Below are 20,577 nucleotides of genomic sequence, written 5' to 3' on the forward strand. Positions count from 1 at the left end.
GTATGGAGCAGATGTTACGCCGTGGATTTTTTATGAGAACTTCATTGAGTTGATGGTGACTATTGATGCAGTCAATGGATGATTCGGTGCCCCCCCTGTGGGAGCAAGCCCGCTCCCACAGGTTTTTGCTGTGGCCACAGGGGGCGGTGGTGTCAGCGGGAAATGAGGCCGTGATCGATGGCGTATTTCACCAGCGCCGCCGGTTTGTCGATGTTGAGCTTGCGCCGGATGCTCAGGCGGTGTGTCTCCACCGTGCGCACGCTGATGTCCAGTTCCCGGGCCATTTCCTTGTTGTTCAGGCCTTGTGCCATTTTCGACAGTACCTGGCTTTCCCTCGGGGTCAGTTCGTTGTCGGTGTTCCTGTCGGCGATCAGCCGCTGGGCGATGTCGGCGCTGTAGAAGGTCCCGCCGCTGGTGATGGCTTCGATGGCGGCGATGATTTCCCGTGACGGGGCGTTTTTCAGCACGTAGCCGCTGGCGCCGGAGCGCACCGATTCACTGACGTATTCGTAATTGTCGTACATGCTCAGCACCAGCACCTTGAGCGATGGGTACTGGCTGCGCAGCACGCGGGTCAGTTCCAGGCCGTTCATGTCCGGCAGGCTGATGTCGACCAGCAGCAGGTCCGGCTGGCAGCGCCCGACCATGTCGATGGCGTCGGCGCCGTTTTCCGCTTCGCCAACCACTTCCAGGGGCGACATCACGGCCAGCAGCGCCTTGATGCCGTCGCGCACCAGGGAGTGATCGTCGACCAGGGCGATGCGGATCGGGGAGGGCAGGTTCATCGCAGCTATTCACTCTTGTAGTGGTGGGGCCGGCTCAGTGTTTTGCGCCAGGCTTCATCGGCAGTCGTACGTCCAGCTCGCTTCTGCCCGGCATCGAGATCAAGTCGAAGCGGCCGCCATAATGTTCGACGCGTTCGCGGATGTTACGCAAGCCAATGCCGGCCTGACGACGTTCGACCTGGGCGACATTGAAACCGATGCCGTCATCGACCAGCGTCAGCCGCACGGACTCGTCGCAGCCGCGCAGTGTAATGGACACGTGCTTCGCCTGGGCGTGGCGTTCGATATTGGTCAGGCCTTCCTGGACGATGCGGAACAGCGACACCGCCGCGCCGTCGACCAGTTGGCAGTCGAATTCATTTTCGTCGTAGGTCACGGTCAGCCCGCTGCGCTGCTCGAACTCTGCCGCCAATTGGCCGATGGCCGCCGGCAGGCCGAGGGTGTCGAGCAAGGATGAGCGCAGGTCATGGGAGAGGCTGCGCACTTCACCGATGGCATCGCCCAGGCGTTCGGTGGCGTCCTTCAAGGTGTTCAGGCCCTTGTCCCGGGCTTGTCCGCTTTCCAGCAGGTGGCTGGCCAGTTCGAACTGGAACTTGATCGAGACCAACACCTGGCTGACGCCGTCGTGCAACTCGCGGGACACCCGGGATCGTTCCTCTTCCTGCAGGCTGACGATGCGCTGGGTCAGGCGCTGCAGTTTCTTGTCCGCCAGGCGATGCTCGCTGACGTTGAGGGTCATGCCGGTGGCGAAGACGAACAGCACCGCGACCAGTGCGACCACGGCAATCGCCATCATGGTCTTGCGGATGCCCATGGCTACTTCGGCACGGGCCTGCTGGGTGGCGCGCTCGACGTCTTCGAGGTAAATGCCGGTGCCGAGCATCCAGCCCCAGCGATCGAGCATCACCACGTAGGCGAGCTTGTCGGTCACCTGGCCGGAGGAGGGCTTGTTCCAGGCGTAGCGTTGGAAGCCTTCGCCCGATTGCGCGCTTTTCAGCAGCGCTTGAATCACCGGCAGGCCGTGGGGATCCTTCATGTCCCACAGGTACTGGCCCACCAGGTCCGACTGGCGCGCATGCATCAGGCTGCGGCCTTCGTGGTCGTAGACGAAGAAGTAGCCGTTGATGCCGAAGCTGAGCTTGCGCAGTTCTTCCAGCACTTGTTGCTGGGCCCGGGCGTCGCCATGGCCGTCGTCGTACAGCGGGGCGATCAGGCTCTGGGCCATTTCCACGTAGTTTTTCAGTTCCGCGCGTTTGCTCGCCAGAATGCTGTCTTCGATCAGTTGCGCCTGTTGATCGCCCAATTGGCGGTTGAGGGAAATCACCAGCGCGCAGATGACGGCAATGGCCAGCACCAGCGGCAGAATTCCGAGGGCGACGATCTTGTGTTTGAGCTGCATGTTGACTCCTGCCCGCGCGAAGGCTGGGGATCATATGCCAAAGAGGCGCTCGACCTGTAGCGCGGCTGGACGGAATGACTGACGGCCCGAATATCGGTCAGATGAAATGCAAAACCAATGTGGGAGCGGCGGTGCGGCGATCCGACTTGCTCGCTCCCACAGGGGATCCGTGGCGTCTACGTAGAACTACGTAGACGCCACGTACGTAGTAACGCGGATTTATTTGTGGACGGCATGCGCAGATATTGGGCCAGCTCCGCAATGCGGACACAATTATAAAAATTACCGCCGCAGTCACTGGCTGTCGGCAGGAGACACGCTATGCCCCGTCTGGCTAAACACCTCGCCTGGTTTGCCGTGGCTGTCCTGGGAGCGATTGCGCTGAGTGTCGTGGCCCTGCGCCGCGGCGAAGCGATCAACGCCCTGTGGATCGTAGTCGCAGCCGTCGCCATCTACCTCGTTGCCTACCGCTACTACAGCCTGTTCATCGCCAACAAAGTGATGCAGCTCGATCCCACTCGGGCCACGCCGGCTGTGCTCAATAACGATGGTCTGGACTATGTGCCGACCAACAAACACGTGCTGTTCGGTCACCACTTCGCGGCCATTGCCGGTGCAGGTCCGCTGGTCGGTCCGGTACTGGCGGCGCAGATGGGCTACCTGCCTGGCACCCTGTGGCTGATCGCCGGCGTGGTGCTGGCCGGTGCGGTGCAGGACTTCATGGTCCTGTTCATGTCCACCCGCCGCAACGGCCGCTCCCTGGGCGATATGGTCCGTGAAGAAATGGGCCGCATCCCCGGCACCATCGCGCTGTTCGGCTGCTTCCTGATCATGATCATCATCCTCGCGGTGCTGGCGCTGATCGTGGTCAAGGCCCTGGCCGAGAGCCCTTGGGGCATTTTCACGGTAATGGCGACCATCCCGATCGCGATGTTCATGGGCATCTACATGCGCTACATCCGCCCGGGTCGCATCGGTGAGATCTCGGTGATCGGCGTGCTGTTGCTGCTCGGTTCGATCTGGCTCGGCGGGCAGATTGCCGCGGATCCGGTGTGGGCCAAGGCCTTTACCTTTACCGGTATCCAGATCACCTGGATGCTGATCGGCTACGGTTTCGTTGCCGCGGTGTTGCCGGTGTGGCTGATCCTGGCACCCCGTGACTACCTGTCGACCTTCCTGAAAATCGGCACCATCGTCGCCCTGGCCATCGGCATCCTGGTGACCATGCCCGAACTGAAAATGCCGGCCCTGACCCAGTTCATCGACGGCACCGGCCCGGTCTGGAAGGGCGGTCTGTTCCCGTTCCTGTTCATCACCATCGCCTGTGGCGCGGTGTCGGGTTTCCATGCGCTGATTTCTTCCGGGACCACACCGAAACTGCTGGATAACGAAACCAATGCCCGCTACATCGGTTACGGCGGCATGCTGATGGAATCGTTCGTGGCCATCATGGCCATGGTCGCCGCCTCGGTGATCGAGCCTGGCGTGTATTTCGCCATGAACAGCCCGGCGGCCGTGGTCGGCGGTGATGTAGTGGCCGTTGCGACAGCCGTCAGTAACTGGGGCTTCGCGATTACCCCGGAAGCCCTGCAAGCGGTGGCCCACGACATCGGGGAAACCACCATCCTGGCCCGTGCCGGTGGTGCGCCGACCCTGGCGGTGGGGATCGCGCAGATCCTGCACAGTGTTCTGCCGGGCGAGAACACCATGGCGTTCTGGTACCACTTCGCGATCCTGTTCGAAGCGCTGTTCATCCTGACCGCGGTCGACGCCGGTACCCGTGCCGGGCGCTTCATGCTTCAGGATTTGCTCGGCTCGTTCGTGCCGGCCCTGCGCCGCACCGAATCCTGGACCGCCAACCTGATCGCCACCGCCGGTTGCGTGGCCATGTGGGGTTATCTGCTGTACCAGGGCGTGATCGACCCGCTGGGCGGCATCAACACCTTGTGGCCGCTGTTCGGCATCTCCAACCAGATGCTGGCCGGTATTGCGCTGATGCTCGGCACCGTGGTGCTGATCAAGATGAAACGCCAGCGCTACATTTGGGTGACCCTGGTGCCAGCCATGTGGTTGCTGATTTGCACCACCACCGCCGGCTTCATCAAGCTGTTCGACGCCAACCCGGCGATCGGCTTCCTGTCTCTGGCGAAAAAATACAGCGATGCATTGGCTAACGGCCAGATCCTCGCCCCGGCCAAGGACATCACGCAGATGCAGCACGTGATCTTCAACGCCTACACCAACGCCACGCTGACCGCGCTGTTCCTGTGCGTGGTGTTCAGCATTCTGTTCTTCGCGCTCAAGATCGGTATTTCCGCCTGGGGCAGCAAAGAGCGTACGGATAAAGAAGCGCCATTCCAGGCGCTGCCGGAAGCGTGATCGAGGATCTGCATCATGTTCAATGACTTGAGTCGCCTCGGTAAATACCTCGGTCAGGCCGCGCGCCTGATGGTCGGCATGCCCGACTACGACAACTACGTCGAGCACATGCAGACCAAGCACCCGGACAAACCCGTGATGAGCTACGAGATGTTCTTTCGCGAGCGTCAGGAAGCCCGTTACGGTGGCAAGGGCGGGCCGAAGTGCTGTTGATCCGGCTTTCGGATTAACGGCAATCCCTGTGGGAGCGGGCTTGCTCGCGAAAGCGGTGTGTCATTCAACATTCATGTCGACTGACACGACCCCTTCGCGAGCAATCCCGCTCCCACATTTGTTCTATGTTGTGTTTTCATCTTGTGAAAAAGGAGATCCAGTTTGTCCTCCCCCATCCCGGTCACGATCCTCAGCGGCTTCCTCGGCGCCGGCAAGACCACCCTGTTGCGTCACCTGCTCAAGGCCGAGCACGGCCTGAAAATCGCCGTGATCGAGAATGAATTCAGCGACGCCGGAATCGATACGCAGTTGTTGGGCGATGAGCCGGTACAAGTAATGACGCTCTCCAACGGCTGCGTCTGCTGCACCATCCATACCGACCTGACCAAAGCGCTTTATCTGTTGCTCGAACGTCTGGACCAGGGCGATATCGCCTTCGATCGCCTGGTGATCGAATGCACCGGCCTGGCCGACCCGGCACCCGTGGCGCAAACCTTCTTCATCGATGAAGAACTGCGCGAGCGCTACATCCTCGACGGCATCATCACGCTGGTCGACGCGGCACATGCCGACTCGCACCTGACCCAGACCATCGCCCAGGCGCAGATCGGTTTCGCCGACCGCTTGCTGGTGAGCAAGCGCGATCTGGTAGACGAGCCGACCTTCAGCGCGTTGAGCGAGCGCCTGACCCGCATCAACCGTCGCGCCCCGATCCGCGTGGTCGACCACGGCAAGATCGACCTGGCCGAATTGCTTGACGTGCGCGGTTTCAATCTCAACGCCGACCTCGGTGGCGGTGTGAGTTTGCGACCGGTCAGCCAGGCACCGTCCATCGATCGCATTTCCAGCCTGGTCCTGCGCACTGAAAAGCCGCTGGATATCGACAAGCTCAGCGAGTTCATGAACGAACTCCTGGAAGAGCATGGCAAGCAGTTGCTGCGCTACAAAGGCGTATTGAACATCCTTGGCGAACCACGGCGCATGGTGTTTCAGGGGGTACTGAAGCTTTATGGGTTCGACTGGGATACCGAGTGGGCTGAAGACGAAGTGCGCGAGAGCGTGATCGTGTTCATTGCTGACGATTTGCCGGAAGAGAAAATTCGTGAGGGGTTTGCACGGGTGGCGGCGGACTGAGGTTTTTATGGCGTCTTTGAGGACGCCATCGCGGGCAAGCCCGGCTCCCACAGGTTTCTGGTTGAACAGCTCATCCTCGAACACTGTGGGAGCGGGCTTGCCCGCGATGCAATCTAGCCGGCAACACAATGTTCACGGGTTGTATTGAGCAGTGTCTGTTCCAGATGATCCAGATGCCGGTTAATCAGCATGGTCGCTGCCGCAGTATTTCCACATTCAACAGCATCAACAATCGCCAAATGATCCTGCCAGGCACAACAACTGTGCATCTGCTCCTCACACTGCGCAATTGCCAACGAAGTTAGTGGGACAAGGCTCTCAAGAAAATGCGCTAGCGGTGCATTTCCCGCCATTTGTGCCAACTGCAAATGAAACTCTCCCGACAAACGAATCGCCCGGCCACGCTCGGCGCATTGACGCTCGTTTTCGACCAGTGTCCGCAGGCGCTTCAAGTCTTGTGCGCACGCTTGTTGAGCGGCCAGCCGCAACAGCATGATCTCGGCCAGTCGACGGGCATGCAGTGTCTGCCGGGTCTGCTCGACATCAGGCTCAGTGACGCGGGGACGATGGTTGGCGCGAAGGAGGATGATGTGCTGATGGGACAGTCGCATCAGCACCTCACGCATGTCGCTGCGCCTTGCACCGAACATCTGCGCAAGGCTTTCTTCCGTAAAGCGACTGGCCGAATGGATGCGCAGTTCGAAAATGGCCTCCAGGACCTGTGAATACAGATCATCCACTGAAGGGCGGACGGGCAGGGTAGCGAGTGTTTGTGGCGAGGCGAAGCTGTTCATGGCCGATCTCCAGTTCGAAGAGGTTTCAACTGCCGAGGTTGTCTTCCGGGATGTTCAGTTCGATACCCATGCGTTGGCCTTCGCGCAGAATGTGCCGGCGCATCTCGGCGCTGGCCTGGGCGCTGTTCTTGCTGCGGATGGCCCGCACCACGGCTTCGTTTTCTTCAAGTCGCTCGGCCAGATGCTCCGGGGAGTTGCGCAGCACTTCGGCGCTTTGCTTGAGGGCATTGCTGGTTTGCTGCACCACACTCTGGAAGATCGGGTTCGATGTCAGCGTGAACAATTCTTCGTGGAACGCGATGTAGGCGTTTACGCCGGCTTCACTGTCACGGGCCTCCAGGGCTTCGCGCATGTCCATCAGGGTCAGGCGCAGTTGCCCGACCTCCTTGCTGCTGATGGATTGCGCCACCAGGCCGACGATGAATGGCTCAAGGGTGTAGCGCAGTTGCAGCACGTCTTCCAGGCTCGCTGCGGCCACCGCGTTGTCATGGGCCTGGCTGTCGGCGAGATTGGCTTCGAGCACCACCACGCCTTTGCCCGGCATCGAGCGCACCAGCCCGAGGGTTTCCAGAACGATGACGGCTTCACGCAAGCTCGGACGGCTGATACCCAGTTGTTCGGCCAGTTCACGTTGCCCCGGCAGCATTTCGCCGGAGCGCCACTGACCTCGGGCCAAAGCGGCCCGAAGTTTTTCTACCACTGAGTTGACGACGGTTGATGAGGTAATCACTTGTTCGCTCCATGAGCCGTGCCTGCGGTCGGCAGGCACGGCGATCATTCAGAATTCTTTGGCTGCCGCTTGAGCAGCCGGTTTTCTCGGCTGGAAGGTGTAACCGGCCTGGCCGGAAAGTACCTTGTTCGCCCGCTGCACATCGATGTCCTTTTCCCAGCGCGCGATGGCCACGGTCGCCACACAGTTGCCAATCAGGTTGGTCAGCGCCCGGCCGATGCCCATGAACCAGTCCACGGCCAGCACCAATACCAGACCCACCACCGGAATTGCCGGAATGGCTGTCAGGGTGGCCGCCAGAATCACCAGCGCCGAGCCAGGAATACCGTGGGCGCCTTTGGATGTGATCAGCGACACCAGCAGAATGGTCAGCAGGTCAGTCATGGCCAACGGCGTGCCGGTGGCGTTGGCGATGAATACGATGGCCAGGGTCAGGTAGATCGAGAAACCGTCGAGGTTGAACGAGTAACCCGTTGGGATCACCAACCCGACCGTCGAACTGCCGATGCCCAGGTGCTCAAGCTTGCGCATGATTTGTGGCAACACCGCGTCGGACGAAGCGGTGCCCATGACGATCAGTAGTTCTTCGCGCAGGTACTTGAGCAGCGGCCACATCTTCAAGCCGGAAAGGCGCATCACCAGGCCGAGAATCAGGGCCACGAAGGCAACACAGGTCAGGTAGAAGAGGCCGACCAGGCTGCCGAGGTGCTGCAGCGAATCCAGGCCATATTTGCTGGTGGTGAAGGCGATCGCACCGAATACACCGATCGGTGCCAGTCGCACGATCATGCCCATGATGCGGAAGATCACGTGGCTGAGCTCATTGATCAGCCGCGAAATACCCGATGCCGCCTCGCCCACCAGATTCAGGGCACTGCCGAACAACACTGAAAACAGCAGGACCTGCAGGATATTGTTATCGGCAAAGGCACCGATCACCGAAGTCGGAATCAGGTCCATCAAGAACTGCGTAGTGGTGTGCATGTGCTGACTGCGCTGGGCAATATCGCCCATGTCGGCTGCAGAAAGCTGCTCCAGGTGAATGTTCGCGCCGCTGCCGATACCAGTGCTGAAGGCGAACACCAGGCCAATCACCAGGGCGATGGTGGTTAACACTTCGAAGTAGATCACCGATTTCAGACCGATGCGCCCGACCTTTTTCAGGTCGCCGGCACCGCTGATACCGCTGACCACCACGCAGAACACGATCAAGCCGATGAGCATCTTGATCAGCTTGATGAAACCGTCGCCGAGGGGTTTGAGTTGGGCGGAGTATTCGGGAAGGGTCAGCCCGCAGACGATGCCGAGCACCAGTCCGAGAACCACTTGGAGGAAGATTGAACGCGAGCACCATCTGAGCATGGGAGGAATCCTGGTCGGTGTCCTGGCTGCCGACGCTGAAGCGCATCAGATTCAGGACTTAATTATTGTGGTCTTACCGGTATGTCCAGTGCAGGCGCAGTCTAGGCGCTGTTTTGTGGGATTCGCAAGGGGAAATTGCACAATTGGCATGACCGGTCTTACCAGCTGTGTGGGAAGCCCCGACCTTGAGCCGTTTCATATGAAAAAATGCCAGTCGGCTGGGCTGACTGGCATCGGGTGTCACTGCTGGACCATTGAGCGCTGGTTCACAGCGGGAGGTTTATTGCCCTGACTTATTGCCGATTGCTCAACCTACACCGGGGACGTTGCGCTCAATAATCTGCAGTCTGAAAGCTACAAGACTGCCGCCGCGGTTTTGGTCATCAGTGAAAACTGGAAAGGTGGGTGGACCGCCATAGGTGTGAACCATTCGGCGTTGCGGCCCGGTTGCAAGATAGATGTCACTGACGTCGTTTGGAATTTCATCCAGTTTCACAACAACGCTGTCACTGTTAAGGATGCGGAAGTAAGTTGGGTCATCTCCAGTGAACATGCTCAAGTTGCGAGGCGATCCTTCCATGCTTGCAGTTTTAGTGAACTCTCCGACTCCGTCTCTCTCTTTAATCCTGATGGTGTACACATCGTCGTGATAGGTGAACAAGAAAATTTCGGGGGTGACACCTTCCCCGTAGCTCAGTTCTTGGGGGTTGTCGTTAAGTATGAGTTGATGAAATTCGCGCCATTCATTTGCAAGTTCGGGATCTTCGAGCAGCTTTGATATGACCTTGCGGGCTTCTGCCACTGGTTTGTCACCGACAAAAAGTTTGGCAGTGAATGATTGAGTGTCTGTATTTTGCATGATGTATACCTCTTCCGTGAGATCGGGTGTTTGATTTTGGTTGTTTTAAATTACAGTGTGTTCAGCGTGTTGATGAAACATGGCGTTGGAGGATTTTCAGTTCAAGGAACAAAGTTCGGTCGCGATTTTTTAGGTCGGTTAGCACCGGGAAACTAGGTTGATCGCCATAGGTTAGAACCTCCCTGTGTTGCGGTCCGGATCGTAAACGAATTCTATTGAGTTCGTTTGGCATGTCATCCAGCTTCGCATATTCGCCCTGATAAATGATCCGAAAATAAGTAGGATCATCGCCATCGAAGACGGTTAAGTTGCGGAGTTCACCCTCCATGCTTGCAGTGTTTGTGAACTGACCGTTTTCGTCTGCAATCTTGATGGTATAAACATCGTCGTGATAAGCGAAAAGGAAGGTTTCGGGGGTTACTTCTTCGCCGTAACTCAGGAGATTGTTGGAATAGATGAGCTGCTTTCGGAAGACTCCGGCCCAATACTCTGAGACTTCAGGAGCCGCGAGCTTCTTTTCAATTATCTTGCGGGATATGGCTATCGGCGTGTTATTGACAAAAAGTTGCGCGGTGAACGATTGATTTACATCCATGTCTTGCATGATCTATTTCTCTTTCGTGATGTGTGAATAACACTCGTTGTTGTGTTGTAAGTAACTCGGATGGTTCGTTGTTTGTAGTGACTTTATTGGAGGTTATCATGGGTTTTTAAAGTTGGGATGCTGGTTGTGTTTCAAGATAATAGATGTTGGTCGGTAATGTTAAAGGCTGCTGTTTAGAATAAGTGTGTAATTGGTGGTGCAGTTTTTTTGAAGCTATTAGTATCGATTCGCAAGGGAATTGATATAGGTAGTTAGAAATCCCAGGCGTAAAAAAACCGGCACAAGTGCCGGTCTTTTAACTGCGATTGAACAGGGCTGATTAAGCGCCGTACACCGGCAGCTTCTTGCAGATGGCCTTGACCTTCTCCCGAACGGCGTCGATCACCGCTTCGTTGTTCAGGTCAGCCAGGATGTCGCAGATCCAGCCGGCCAGTTCCTTGCACTCTGCTTCCTTGAAGCCACGAGTGGTCACAGCCGGAGTGCCGAAGCGCAGGCCGGAGGTGACGAACGGGGAGCGTGGATCGTTTGGCACGGAGTTCTTGTTCACGGTGATGAACGCTTTGCCCAGAGCGGCGTCGGCGTCTTTACCGGAGATTTCCTGCTTGATCAGCGACAGCAGGAACAGGTGGTTCTGAGTACCGCCGGAAACCACGTCGAAACCGCGCTCGATGAATACGCTGGCCATGGCCTGGGCGTTTTTCACCACTTGTTGCTGGTAAGCCTTGAACTCAGGCTGCAGCGCTTCCTTGAAACAGATCGCCTTGGCTGCGATCACGTGCTCCAGTGGGCCGCCCTGGGCGCCCGGGAATACTGCGGAGTTCAGCTTCTTCTCGATGTCGGCGTTGGCGCGAGCCAGGATCAGGCCACCACGTGGACCGCGCAGGGTCTTGTGGGTGGTGGTGGTCACGACGTCAGCGAATGGAACCGGGTTCGGGTAGACGCCAGCGGCGACCAGACCGGCCACGTGGGCCATGTCGACGAACAGGTACGCGCCAACCTTGTCGGCGATTGCACGGAAACGCGGGAAGTCGAGGATCTGCGAGTAGGCAGAGAAACCGGCCACGATCATTTTCGGCTTGTGCTCAACGGCCAGGCGCTCGACTTCGTCGTAGTCGATCAGGCCATTGGCGTCGATGCCGTACTGGATGGCGTTGTACAGCTTGCCCGAGGACGAAACGCTGGCACCGTGGGTCAGGTGACCGCCGTGGGCCAGGCTCATGCCCAGGATGGTGTCGCCAGCCGACAGCAGGGCCAGGTAAACGGCGCTGTTGGCTTGCGAGCCGGCGTGCGGCTGAACGTTGGCGTAGTCGGCACCGAACAGCTCCTTGGCACGGTCGATAGCCAGTTGCTCGACGATGTCGACGTACTCGCAACCACCGTAGTAGCGCTTGCCCGGGTAGCCTTCGGCGTACTTGTTGGTCAGTACGGAGCCTTGAGCTTCCATCACCGCAGGGCTGGTGTAGTTTTCCGAAGCGATCAGCTCAATGTGCTCTTCCTGGCGCTGAGCTTCTTGCTCCATGGCGGCAAAGAGATCGGCGTCGTACTTGGCAATAGTCAAATCACGGCTGAACATGGCGGTCCTCAGGGATCGGGGGCGGAAAAGGGGGGCATTCTAACCCAATGGGTTTTAGATGGCATATGAAACGGCATCATGTCGCAGACAAGTGGGCTTCATGAGCGGATATGCGGTGCCTGGACGGGCCTCTTCGCGAGCAAGCCCGCTCCCACAGGGGAACACATTCCAAATGTGGGAGCGGGCTTGCTCGCGAAGGGGGCCGCCCGCATCACCGCAAGGCTTCAGTCAAACATGAACAGCGCATCATTGCTGAACTGCCCTTCGAACCGCCCCGCCGGCATCGGCCGCCCGAACAGATAACCCTGCACCTCATCGCAGCCGTGCTCGCGCAGGAAGTCGAGCTGTTCATGGGTCTCGACACCCTCGGCGATCACCGCCAGGTTAAGGCTGTGGGCCATGGCGATGATCGCCCGCGCGATCTGCGCATCCTGTTCGCCCGACGGCAATCCGTCGACGAAGGTGCGGTCGATTTTCAGCACGTCGATCGGGAACTGCTTGAGGTAGTTGAGCGATGAGTAACCGGTACCGAAATCGTCGACTGCGATGCTCAGGCCGAGGTTCTTCAGGCCGTCGAGGATCTGCATCGCCTCGCTGACTTCGCGCATCAGGATACTTTCGGTGAGTTCCAGTTCCAGGCACGCCGGCGGCAGGCCGGTTTCCTTGAGGATGGTGGCGATTCGCGTACCGAGCTGGCCGTCGGAGAACTGCCGCGCCGAGATGTTCACCGACACCTTCGGCACCCGTACCCTGGCCTGATGCCAGGCCTTGAGTTGACGGCAGGCTTCGCTGATCACCCAGTCGCCGACATCCACCACCAGCCCGAGCTCTTCGAGCACCGGAATGAAATCCCCCGGCGGCACCAGCCCGCGGCGGGGATGGCGCCAGCGCAGCAGCGCCTCGGCACCTGTCAGGCGCTTGCCGTCGCCGCTGAACTGCGGTTGGTAATACAGCACGAATTCGTTCTGTTCCAGGGCATGGCGCAAATCGCTTTCCAGTTCCAGTCGCTCCAGGGCGCTGGCGTTCATGTCCGCCTGATAGAACTGGAAGTTGTTCTTGCCGCGCTCCTTGGCGTGGTACATCGCCGTGTCGGCGTTCTTCATCAACTGGCTGAGTTCGTTGCCGTCCTGCGGACTCAAGGCGATGCCGATACTGGCCGTGACGAAGAACTCGCGGCCCTCGAGCACGAAGGGTTTCACCAGGCTGGCGAGAATCTGTTCGGCCACGTGGATGGCCCGGTTCAGGGCGATCTCCCGGTTGGCTCGCGGTTGCAGGAGCAAGGTGAACTCGTCACCGCCCATGCGCGCCACCGTGTCGTCATCGTCTACGCAACCGAGCAGGCGCGTGGCCATCTCCTTGAGCATGCGGTCGCCGGCGGCGTGGCCCAGGGAATCGTTGATCGGCTTGAAGCGATCGAGATCGAGGAACATCAGCACCACCCACGACTTCTGCCGTTCGGCCGATTGCAGTGCCGTGTGCAGGCGATCCTGGAACAGCGTGCGGTTGGGCAGGTGGGTCAGGGCGTCGTAGTAGGCGAGGCGATGAATCCGCTGCTCGCTGGCCTTGCGCTCGCTGATGTCGCTGAAGAAGCACACATAACTGGCCAGGTCGCCTTCGTCGTCGAGCACGGCGGTAATCCCGACCCAGGCCGGGTAATGCTCGCCGTTGCGGCGCTTGAGCCAGACTTCGCCTTCCCAGGTACTGTGCTGGCCCAATTGCTTGAGCACATAACGCAGGTGGGCTTCCTGCTGATCGTCGACGGTCAGCATGTTCGGCAACTGATCGAGCACCTGCTCCACGGCATAGCCGCTGACACGGCTGAAAGCTTCGTTGGCCTGGACGATGTAGCCGGCCGGGTCGGTGATCAGGATCGCCGAGGTCGAGTGCTCGAATACCGTGGCGGCCATGCGCAAATCTTTTTCGGCCCGGCGTTGCTGGCTGATGTCGCGGCCGACGCCGAGCACGCCTTCGAACGTCCCGTGTTCGTCCCAGACCAACACCAGGCGCAGTTCGATCGGGATCTTGCGCCCGTCGGCCCGCAGGCAATCGAACAGGAACAGTTGGGTTTGTACCTGGCTGCGTAATACCGCCAGTTGGTCCGGCTGGTCCAGCGCCTTGCTGACCCGGTCCATCAGGTGGTAGATGCCGGTCAGTTGTTGCGGGTTGGCGATGGTCGACTGCCAGCCGTTCTGGAAAATCCACTCGGCGTCATAGCCCAGCACGGCTTGTACCGAAGGGCTGACGTAATTGAGGTTGAGGCGGCTGTCAGTGGAGAAAATCACGTCGCTGATGCTTTCGGCGAGCATGCGGTAGCGCTGCTCGCTGTCGCGCAGGGATTCGCTGGCTTCGATCTGGTCGGTGATGTCCTTGGCCACGCCGATGATCCGTGTGACCTGATCCTCGTTGTCCCGCGCCAGTGCCTGCTCACGAATCTCGAAGCGTCGCCACTGGCCGTCCCGATGGCGGAAACGCAACTGACACTGCATCAACTGGCGATAACCGGTCTGGCGCTGGACCTGGCGGGAGCGGTGGTAATAGTCGGCGTCTTCGGGGTGCAGGAGGATTTCCCAGAAGTATTCGCCCATCTGGTGCAGTTCGGTGCGGTTGTAACCCAGCGTCTGGCCCAGATGGTGGTTGCTGTAGATCATGCGCTGGCTGATCACATCCTGCACATATAGATGATCCGGTACGGTGCGCACCACGTCCGACCAAAACCCTTCGCGCTCCTGCAACGACAGCTCGATGAGCTTGCGGCTGGTGATGTCGGTGATGCTCAAAATCACCGATTTATAATCGTCCTGGGTTTGCGGCAGGCGCAGTACCAGCCACAGGTGTTGGTCGCGACCGCCGGCATCCTGCAATTTGATTTCCAGCTCAAGCTGTTGCTGCTGATTGAGCACTGCATCGAGCACCTGGTTGCCGATGGCGGTGCCGTCCAGCGGATGGCCGTCGATCAGCAGCTTCCAGGCTTTATTGGTGTTATCGACATTGAGCAACTGCAGTGCGACCTGGTTGACCTCGGTGATCCGCAGTTCCTGCACCAGTTGTCGGCGTTTTTCCGGGATCGCCAGCCACGCTTGCAGTTGTTCGCTGTCCTGCAGGTGTGCCTTGTCGAAAAAGCTCTTCAGCCCGGACATGTCGAGGACACACAAGGCCACACCGGTGCCTTCGAAAATGTCCTGATAACGCCGGCGGCCTTCATTCAATTGGCGTTGACGCCGGCGCATGTTCAGCAACGCGATGAACGGCAGCATGGAAAACGCCAGGCCCAGCAGGCATTTGCCGATGAATGCCGGCAGCAGCTCTTCCAGTACGCGCTGACGGTCAAACAAGCCGCGCAATTGCCAATCGCTGCTGCTCAGCGGAACCGTCAGTACACTGTTGGCGACATCGTCCTCGGTCAGCGTGCCCGGATTGACCGAGGGCAGCCCTTCGTCACGGCTGATGATCTGATGATTGATGCGGTTTTCCACCAGCCACAACGGACGGCTGCCGGTCTCGCCTTGCTTGGTCAAGGACGAAAAGAAGGTCGGTGTCAGGCGCAAGGCCCAGTAGCCCCGGGAACTGCCGCTGGCCTGATGCAACAATAAATGCACCACAGAACCATCGGTGGCGTTGCTGAAGTAGTGCGCCTGGGCGTGGCTGCGGCGTACCAGTTCACCCAGGTAGTCGCTGTCTTCGCTGTCGGGAGCGCTGTCACTGATGACTTTCCCCGAGGGGCTGAGCAAGGCCAGGCTGCGCAGTTCCGGCAGCGACTGTTGCAGCTTGCGCAGCAGGGCCTGCAGTTCATCGGCATCCTGCGGTTGCTCGACGATGGGCAACAGGTTGAGGGCGATCTGCGCGTTGAGTGCCATGTTCAGGCTGACCTGAGCGGCCAGATCGGCGGTGTAGTCGATGGTGTACTGGCGCTGGTTTTTCTGGGTTTCGCGCAACTGATCGAACAACTGCCAGAACAGCAATGCCAGCAGCAACAATGCAAGTGTCGCCAAGGTGCCCTTCAAGGTCCCGCGCAGGGGGGAGCCGGGCGCTGTGGTCGGCGCACTGGAAGTCAGGGGCGGAGGGACATTGGACAAGCTGTAATCCTGCGGTTTGGCTGGACTGGCGCGACGTGCACTATAAGCCGGACGCCCGAAGGGCGGCTAGCATGCCTTGAGTTGTGGCGAAGTGCCAGCCTCAGCCCGTCGGCTGGACTGCCATCGGTCATTAAGGTAGCTTTGCCGGTTACGCGGGAGCGTTCCAGCTCCTAGACTCAGGCTTTTTCAGCGTCGCCTCTTACGGACGACGCGCACGGTCTGGCCGGGCATTGCCTGCGCTCCAATCATTCATCAGTCACTGACCCTAGGTTCTCCATGGCTCAATACGTATTCACCATGCATCGGCTGGGCAAAGTTGTTCCGCCGAAGCGGGAAATCCTGAAAAACATTTCTCTGTCGTTCTTCCCCGGCGCCAAGATCGGTGTACTCGGCCTCAACGGTTCGGGTAAGTCCACGCTGCTGAAAATCATGGCTGGCGTTGACACCGAGTTCGAGGGCGAAGCCCGTCCGATGCCGGAGCTGAACATCGGCTACCTGCCGCAGGAACCACAACTGGATCCGACCAAGACCGTGCGTGAAGTGGTCGAGGAAGCGGTCAGCGTGATCAAGGACGCCCAGGCGCGTCTGGACGAGGTCTACGCGGCCTACGCCGATCCGGATGCCGATTTCGACAAACTGGCCGCCGAACAGGCCAAGCTCGAAGCCATCCTGCAAGCCAGCGACGGCCACAACCTGGAACGCCAGCTGGAAGTCGCCGCCGATGCGTTGCGTCTGCCGGCCTGGGATGCCAAGGTCGAACACCTGTCCGGTGGTGAAAAACGTCGTGTGGCCCTGTGCCGTCTGCTGCTGTCCGCACCGGACATGCTGCTGCTCGACGAACCGACCAACCACCTGGACGCCGACTCCGTTGCATGGCTCGAGCATTTCCTGCACGACTTCCCGGGTACCGTGGTTGCGATCACGCACGACCGTTACTTCCTGGACAACGTTGCCGGCTGGATTCTGGAACTCGACCGCGGCGCAGGCATTCCGTACGAGGGCAACTATTCGGGTTGGCTGGAAGCCAAGTCCGATCGTCTGGCTGCCGAATCCAAGCAGCAGTCGGCCCACGAAAAAGCCATGAAGGAAGAACTGGAGTGGGTGCGCAAAGGCGCCAAGGCCCGCCAGTCGAAATCCAAGGCTCGTCTGCAGCGCTTCGAGGAAATGCAATCGCAGGAATTCCAGAAGCGCAGCGAAACCAACGAGATCTACATCCCGGCCGGTCCACGCCTGGGCGACAAGGTCATCGAATTCAAGAACGTCACCAAGGGCTACGGCGACCGCGTGCTGATCGACAACCTGTCGTTCTCCATGCCTAAAGGCGCCATCGTCGGCGTGATCGGCGGTAACGGTGCCGGTAAGTCGACCCTGTTCCGCATGCTGATGGGCAAGGAAACGCCGGATTCTGGCAGCATCGAAGTCGGCGAAACCGTGCAACTGGCTTGCGTGGATCAGAGCCGCGAAGACCTCGACGGCAGCAAGACCGTGTTCCAGCAGATTTCCGACGGTTCCGACCAGATCCGCATCGGCAACTACGAGATCCCGTCGCGCACCTACGTCGGTCGCTTCAACTTCAAGGGCGGCGATCAGCAGAAGTTCGTCAAGGACCTGTCCGGTGGTGAGCGTGGTCGCTTGCACCTGGCCCTGACCCTGAAAGAGGGCGGCAACGTCCTGCTGCTCGACGAACCGTCCAACGACCTCGACGTTGAAACCCTGCGTTCCCTGGAAGAAGCCCTGCTGGACTTCCCGGGCGCCGCCATTGTGATCTCCCACGACCGGTGGTTCCTTGACCGCGTCGCGACGCACATCCTGGCGTACGAAGACGACTCGCAAGCAGTGTTCTTCGAAGGCAACTACACCGAGTACGAAGCCGACCGTAAAAAACGCCTCGGCGAAGCGGCTGCCCAGCCGCATCGTGTACGGCACAAGAAACTGGCCTGATTTCGGGTCGGTTGCATAAAGAGCGGAGCCTTCGGGCTCCGTTTTTTTTTGCGCGTTTTTTCAGGGATACCGAGGTGGATTCATCGCTGGCAAGCCAGCTCCCACAGGGTTTGGGTAATGCCCAAAATGTGTGCTCGGCTACAAAACTTGTGGGAGCTGGCTTGCCAGCGATGGCGATGTAACTATTGGTGCAAGACTTGAGTTGCTCTCCCCATTCAGGTGCATAAATGACCTGGAAAACAGGGTTTATTTATATCCTGTGCACCATTTAATTTCATGAATGCGACATTTTGCTCTGTTCTTGTGCGCGAATCGTTTGTTACAGTCCGGCTCAATCTCCTCCAACGACAATAAATTTGCCGAGACTTTTTCCATGATCGAATCCGTCGAATCCTTCCTTGCGCGCCTGAAAAAACGCGATCCGGATCAACCCGAATTTCACCAGGCTGTCGAAGAAGTCCTGCGTACCCTGTGGCCCTTTCTTGAAGCCAATCCGCATTACCTGACCTCCGGCATCCTGGAGCGCATCTGCGAGCCGGAGCGGGCGGTGGTGTTTCGTGTGTCATGGGTCGACGACCAGGGCAAGGTCCAGGTCAATCGCGGGTTCCGCATCCAGATGAACAGCGCGATCGGCCCGTACAAGGGTGGCCTGCGTTTTCATCCGTCGGTGAACATGGGCGTCCTGAAATTCCTCGCCTTCGAACAGACCTTCAAAAACTCCCTGACTTCATTGCCCATGGGCGGCGGCAAGGGTGGTTCCGACTTCGACCCCAAAGGCAAAAGCGACGCGGAAGTCATGCGCTTCTGCCAGGCTTTCATGAGCGAACTGTACCGCCACATTGGCGCGGACGTTGACGTGCCGGCCGGGGATATCGGTGTCGGCGCGCGGGAAATCGGCTACCTGTTCGGTCAGTACAAGCGCCTGAGCAACCAGTTCACCAGCGTGTTGACCGGCAAAGGTCCAAGCTACGGCGGCAGCCTGATCCGTCCGGAAGCCACCGGCTTCGGTTGTGTGTACTTCGCCGAAGAAATGCTCAAGCGCCGCGGCCTGGCCGTGGAAGGTAAACGCGTAGCGATCTCCGGCTCCGGCAACGTCGCGCAATATGCGGCGCGCAAGGTCATGGACCTGGGTGGCAAAGTGATTTCGCTGTCCGACTCCGAAGGCACGCTGTATTGCGAAAGCGGTTTGACCGAGGAGCAATGGCTGGCGGTGCTGGAACTGAAAAATGTACAACGCGGCCGCATCCGTGAGCTGGCCGGCCGTTTTGGCCTGGAGTTCCGCGCCGGTGAGCTTCCGTGGAACCTGAGCTGCGATATCGCGCTGCCGTGCGCGACGCAAAACGAACTGGATGCCGAAGCCGCTCGCACCTTGCTGCGCAATGGCTGCATCTGTGTGGCCGAGGGCGCGAACATGCCGACCACCCTGGAGGCGGTGGACCTGTTTATCGAGGCCGACATTCTGTTCGCGCCGGGCAAGGCGTCCAATGCCGGTGGCGTGGCGGTGAGCGGGTTGGAGATGTCGCAGAACGCCATGCGCCTGGCGTGGACCGGTGGCGAAGTGGACAGCAAGCTGCATGCGATCATGCAGTCGATCCACCACGCCTGCGTGCATTACGGCGAAGAGAATGGTCGGGTCAACTACGTCAAGGGCGCGAACATCGCCGGCTTCGTCAAAGTTGCCGATGCCATGCTGGCCCAGGGTGTGGTCTAAGTCGGCTCGATACGGATCACTTCAATCAGTTGATCCCCGGCCGGGCGCTGCCACAGCACTTCATCGTTGAGTCGTGCACCGAGCAGTGCCCGGCCCAGCGGTGAACCCCAATTGATCAGACCATGGGCGGCATCGGCCTGATCTTCGCCCACCAGTTGTACCCGGCGTTCGGTGGCGTGTTCATCGGCGTAGGTCACCCAACTGCCGATCTGCACTTTCTCGGTCGACGTCGCGGCGGGTACCACCTGAGCGCTGCCCAGACGCTGCTTGAAGTAACGCAAATCTCGTTCGAGATCCGCCAGGCGCTGCTTGTCGGCCTGCTCGCCTTTTGCCGATTGTTCGGCGTGCAGGCTTTGCAGTTCGGCGACTTTACCCTGCAACAGGCTCAGGCCTTGCGGCGTGACGTAATTGGGCTGCGCGCTAACCTGCCGTTCGACTGGCTGATCGGCTTGCGCGGCGGCGTTATCTTCATTGACGAAGGCACGGCTCATGAAAATCTCCCGATATAGGATTTGGGCCATGGTCGCAGGCATTTGGTTTCACTGGATGTCTGAAAGCGACTTACGGCGAGTGATAGGCCCGGGCAGCGTCCTGGTCTTTCTGTTGTTGCCAGGCTTTGTCGCGCTCTTGCAGATGACTATTGCGCCCATCCCCGCTGTCCTGGTTATCCCGCATGGCCTGGCACTGGCGAAAACCATCGCTCCAGCCTTCGGCGTACAACGGATCCTTGAGGTAGCGCGGGACGTTCTTGCGGAACTCGCCAGTGATCGCCCCGGCGGCCTGCCGGCCACTGCTGCAACCGTCATCGAAGCCATCGGCGAAGGCGGGCGGGTAACCTTTGGCGAGCAGGTCATCGTGGGTTGACTGGCAACCTGCGATCAGTAACAACACAGCCAACCATCCTGCACGCCGCCACATTTCACTCTCCAAGGCCGATACGCGGCTGATAGGGAAAGTCTAGAGGTGGATTCGTCGGGTGTTTGTGAAAGCTGCGTATGCTTTTTGTCGAACGCCACATAG

The 20,577-nt window shown here is 59.3% G+C and carries 16 protein-coding genes; 5 read left to right on the forward strand and 11 right to left on the reverse strand.

Translation table 11 applies throughout. From position 1 onward, the window contains the following. Window positions 1-152 precede the first annotated feature (152 nt). Together PMI26_RS25565 and PMI26_RS25560 are read right to left on the reverse strand one after the other, a co-directional pair. Window positions 153-785, reverse strand: coding sequence for a response regulator (locus PMI26_RS25565; RefSeq protein ID WP_007970873.1), 633 nt, complete (start codon window positions 783-785; stop codon window positions 153-155). Window positions 786-819: 34 nt separating this feature from the next. Next, complete coding sequence (locus tag PMI26_RS25560; protein WP_007970877.1) at window positions 820-2,184, reverse strand: cache domain-containing protein; 1,365 nt, start codon at window positions 2,182-2,184, stop codon at window positions 820-822. Window positions 2,185-2,505: 321 nt separating this feature from the next. Here PMI26_RS25560 and PMI26_RS25555 point away from each other — a divergent pair, with 321 nt between their 5' ends. The 3 genes from PMI26_RS25555 to yjiA all read left to right on the forward strand — a co-directional run bounded on the left by PMI26_RS25555 (window position 2,506) and on the right by yjiA (window position 5,910). After that, window positions 2,506-4,563 carry a carbon starvation CstA family protein gene (locus PMI26_RS25555; protein WP_007970878.1) on the forward strand — a complete coding sequence of 686 codons (2,058 nt, stop codon included), beginning with the start codon at window positions 2,506-2,508 and terminating at the stop codon, window positions 4,561-4,563. Between the two features lie 15 nt (window positions 4,564-4,578). Then, window positions 4,579-4,776 (forward strand): YbdD/YjiX family protein, encoded by a 198-nt coding sequence (locus PMI26_RS25550; protein ID WP_007895266.1) that lies wholly within the window; start codon window positions 4,579-4,581, stop codon window positions 4,774-4,776. A gap of 162 nt (window positions 4,777-4,938) precedes the next feature. Further along, window positions 4,939-5,910: a GTPase gene (yjiA, locus tag PMI26_RS25545; RefSeq protein WP_007970879.1), complete on the forward strand. Its 972-nt coding sequence runs from the start codon at window positions 4,939-4,941 to the stop codon at window positions 5,908-5,910. 113 nt (window positions 5,911-6,023) lie between these two features. Here the strand turns inward: yjiA and PMI26_RS25540 are convergent, their stop codons facing one another. The 7 genes from PMI26_RS25540 to PMI26_RS25510 all read right to left on the reverse strand — a co-directional run bounded on the left by PMI26_RS25540 (window position 6,024) and on the right by PMI26_RS25510 (window position 15,905). Continuing rightward, window positions 6,024-6,704, reverse strand: coding sequence for a GntR family transcriptional regulator (locus PMI26_RS25540; protein WP_007970880.1), 681 nt, complete (start codon window positions 6,702-6,704; stop codon window positions 6,024-6,026). Between the two features lie 25 nt (window positions 6,705-6,729). After that, window positions 6,730-7,434, reverse strand: coding sequence for a FadR/GntR family transcriptional regulator (locus PMI26_RS25535; RefSeq protein WP_007970881.1), 705 nt, complete (start codon window positions 7,432-7,434; stop codon window positions 6,730-6,732). Window positions 7,435-7,482: 48 nt separating this feature from the next. Next, window positions 7,483-8,796 (reverse strand): C4-dicarboxylate transporter DctA, encoded by a 1,314-nt coding sequence (locus tag PMI26_RS25530; RefSeq protein WP_007970883.1) that lies wholly within the window; start codon window positions 8,794-8,796, stop codon window positions 7,483-7,485. A gap of 307 nt (window positions 8,797-9,103) precedes the next feature. Further along, the gene (locus PMI26_RS25525; protein ID WP_007970885.1) at window positions 9,104-9,655 is read right to left on the reverse strand and encodes a hypothetical protein; all 552 of its coding nucleotides are present in this window, start codon (window positions 9,653-9,655) and stop codon (window positions 9,104-9,106) included. Window positions 9,656-9,716: 61 nt separating this feature from the next. Further along, on the reverse strand, window positions 9,717-10,259 hold the full coding sequence (locus PMI26_RS25520) for a hypothetical protein (protein WP_007970888.1): 543 nt from the start codon (window positions 10,257-10,259) through the stop codon (window positions 9,717-9,719). 319 nt (window positions 10,260-10,578) lie between these two features. Next, complete coding sequence (glyA, locus tag PMI26_RS25515; RefSeq protein ID WP_007970889.1) at window positions 10,579-11,832, reverse strand: serine hydroxymethyltransferase; 1,254 nt, start codon at window positions 11,830-11,832, stop codon at window positions 10,579-10,581. A 224-nt stretch (window positions 11,833-12,056) separates the two neighbouring features. Further along, on the reverse strand, window positions 12,057-15,905 hold the full coding sequence (locus PMI26_RS25510; protein ID WP_007970891.1) for a bifunctional diguanylate cyclase/phosphodiesterase: 3,849 nt from the start codon (window positions 15,903-15,905) through the stop codon (window positions 12,057-12,059). Window positions 15,906-16,181: 276 nt separating this feature from the next. Between PMI26_RS25510 and ettA the strand changes: the two genes are divergently transcribed. Then, window positions 16,182-17,846, forward strand: coding sequence for an energy-dependent translational throttle protein EttA (gene ettA, locus PMI26_RS25505; protein WP_007970893.1), 1,665 nt, complete (start codon window positions 16,182-16,184; stop codon window positions 17,844-17,846). 373 nt (window positions 17,847-18,219) lie between these two features. Further along, window positions 18,220-19,557: an NADP-specific glutamate dehydrogenase gene (gdhA, locus tag PMI26_RS25500; RefSeq protein ID WP_007970895.1), complete on the forward strand. Its 1,338-nt coding sequence runs from the start codon at window positions 18,220-18,222 to the stop codon at window positions 19,555-19,557. Here the strand turns inward: gdhA and PMI26_RS25495 are convergent. After that, on the reverse strand, window positions 19,554-20,048 hold the full coding sequence (locus tag PMI26_RS25495) for a GreA/GreB family elongation factor (protein ID WP_007970897.1): 495 nt from the start codon (window positions 20,046-20,048) through the stop codon (window positions 19,554-19,556). The genes gdhA and PMI26_RS25495 overlap by 4 nt on opposite strands. A 70-nt stretch (window positions 20,049-20,118) precedes the next feature. Then, the gene (locus tag PMI26_RS25490; protein WP_007970898.1) at window positions 20,119-20,475 is read right to left on the reverse strand and encodes a hypothetical protein; all 357 of its coding nucleotides are present in this window, start codon (window positions 20,473-20,475) and stop codon (window positions 20,119-20,121) included. Window positions 20,476-20,577 lie beyond the last annotated feature (102 nt).

Source organism: Pseudomonas sp. GM33 (assembly GCF_000282295.1).
Taxonomy (GTDB): Bacteria; Pseudomonadota; Gammaproteobacteria; order Pseudomonadales; family Pseudomonadaceae; genus Aquipseudomonas; species Aquipseudomonas laurylsulfatiphila.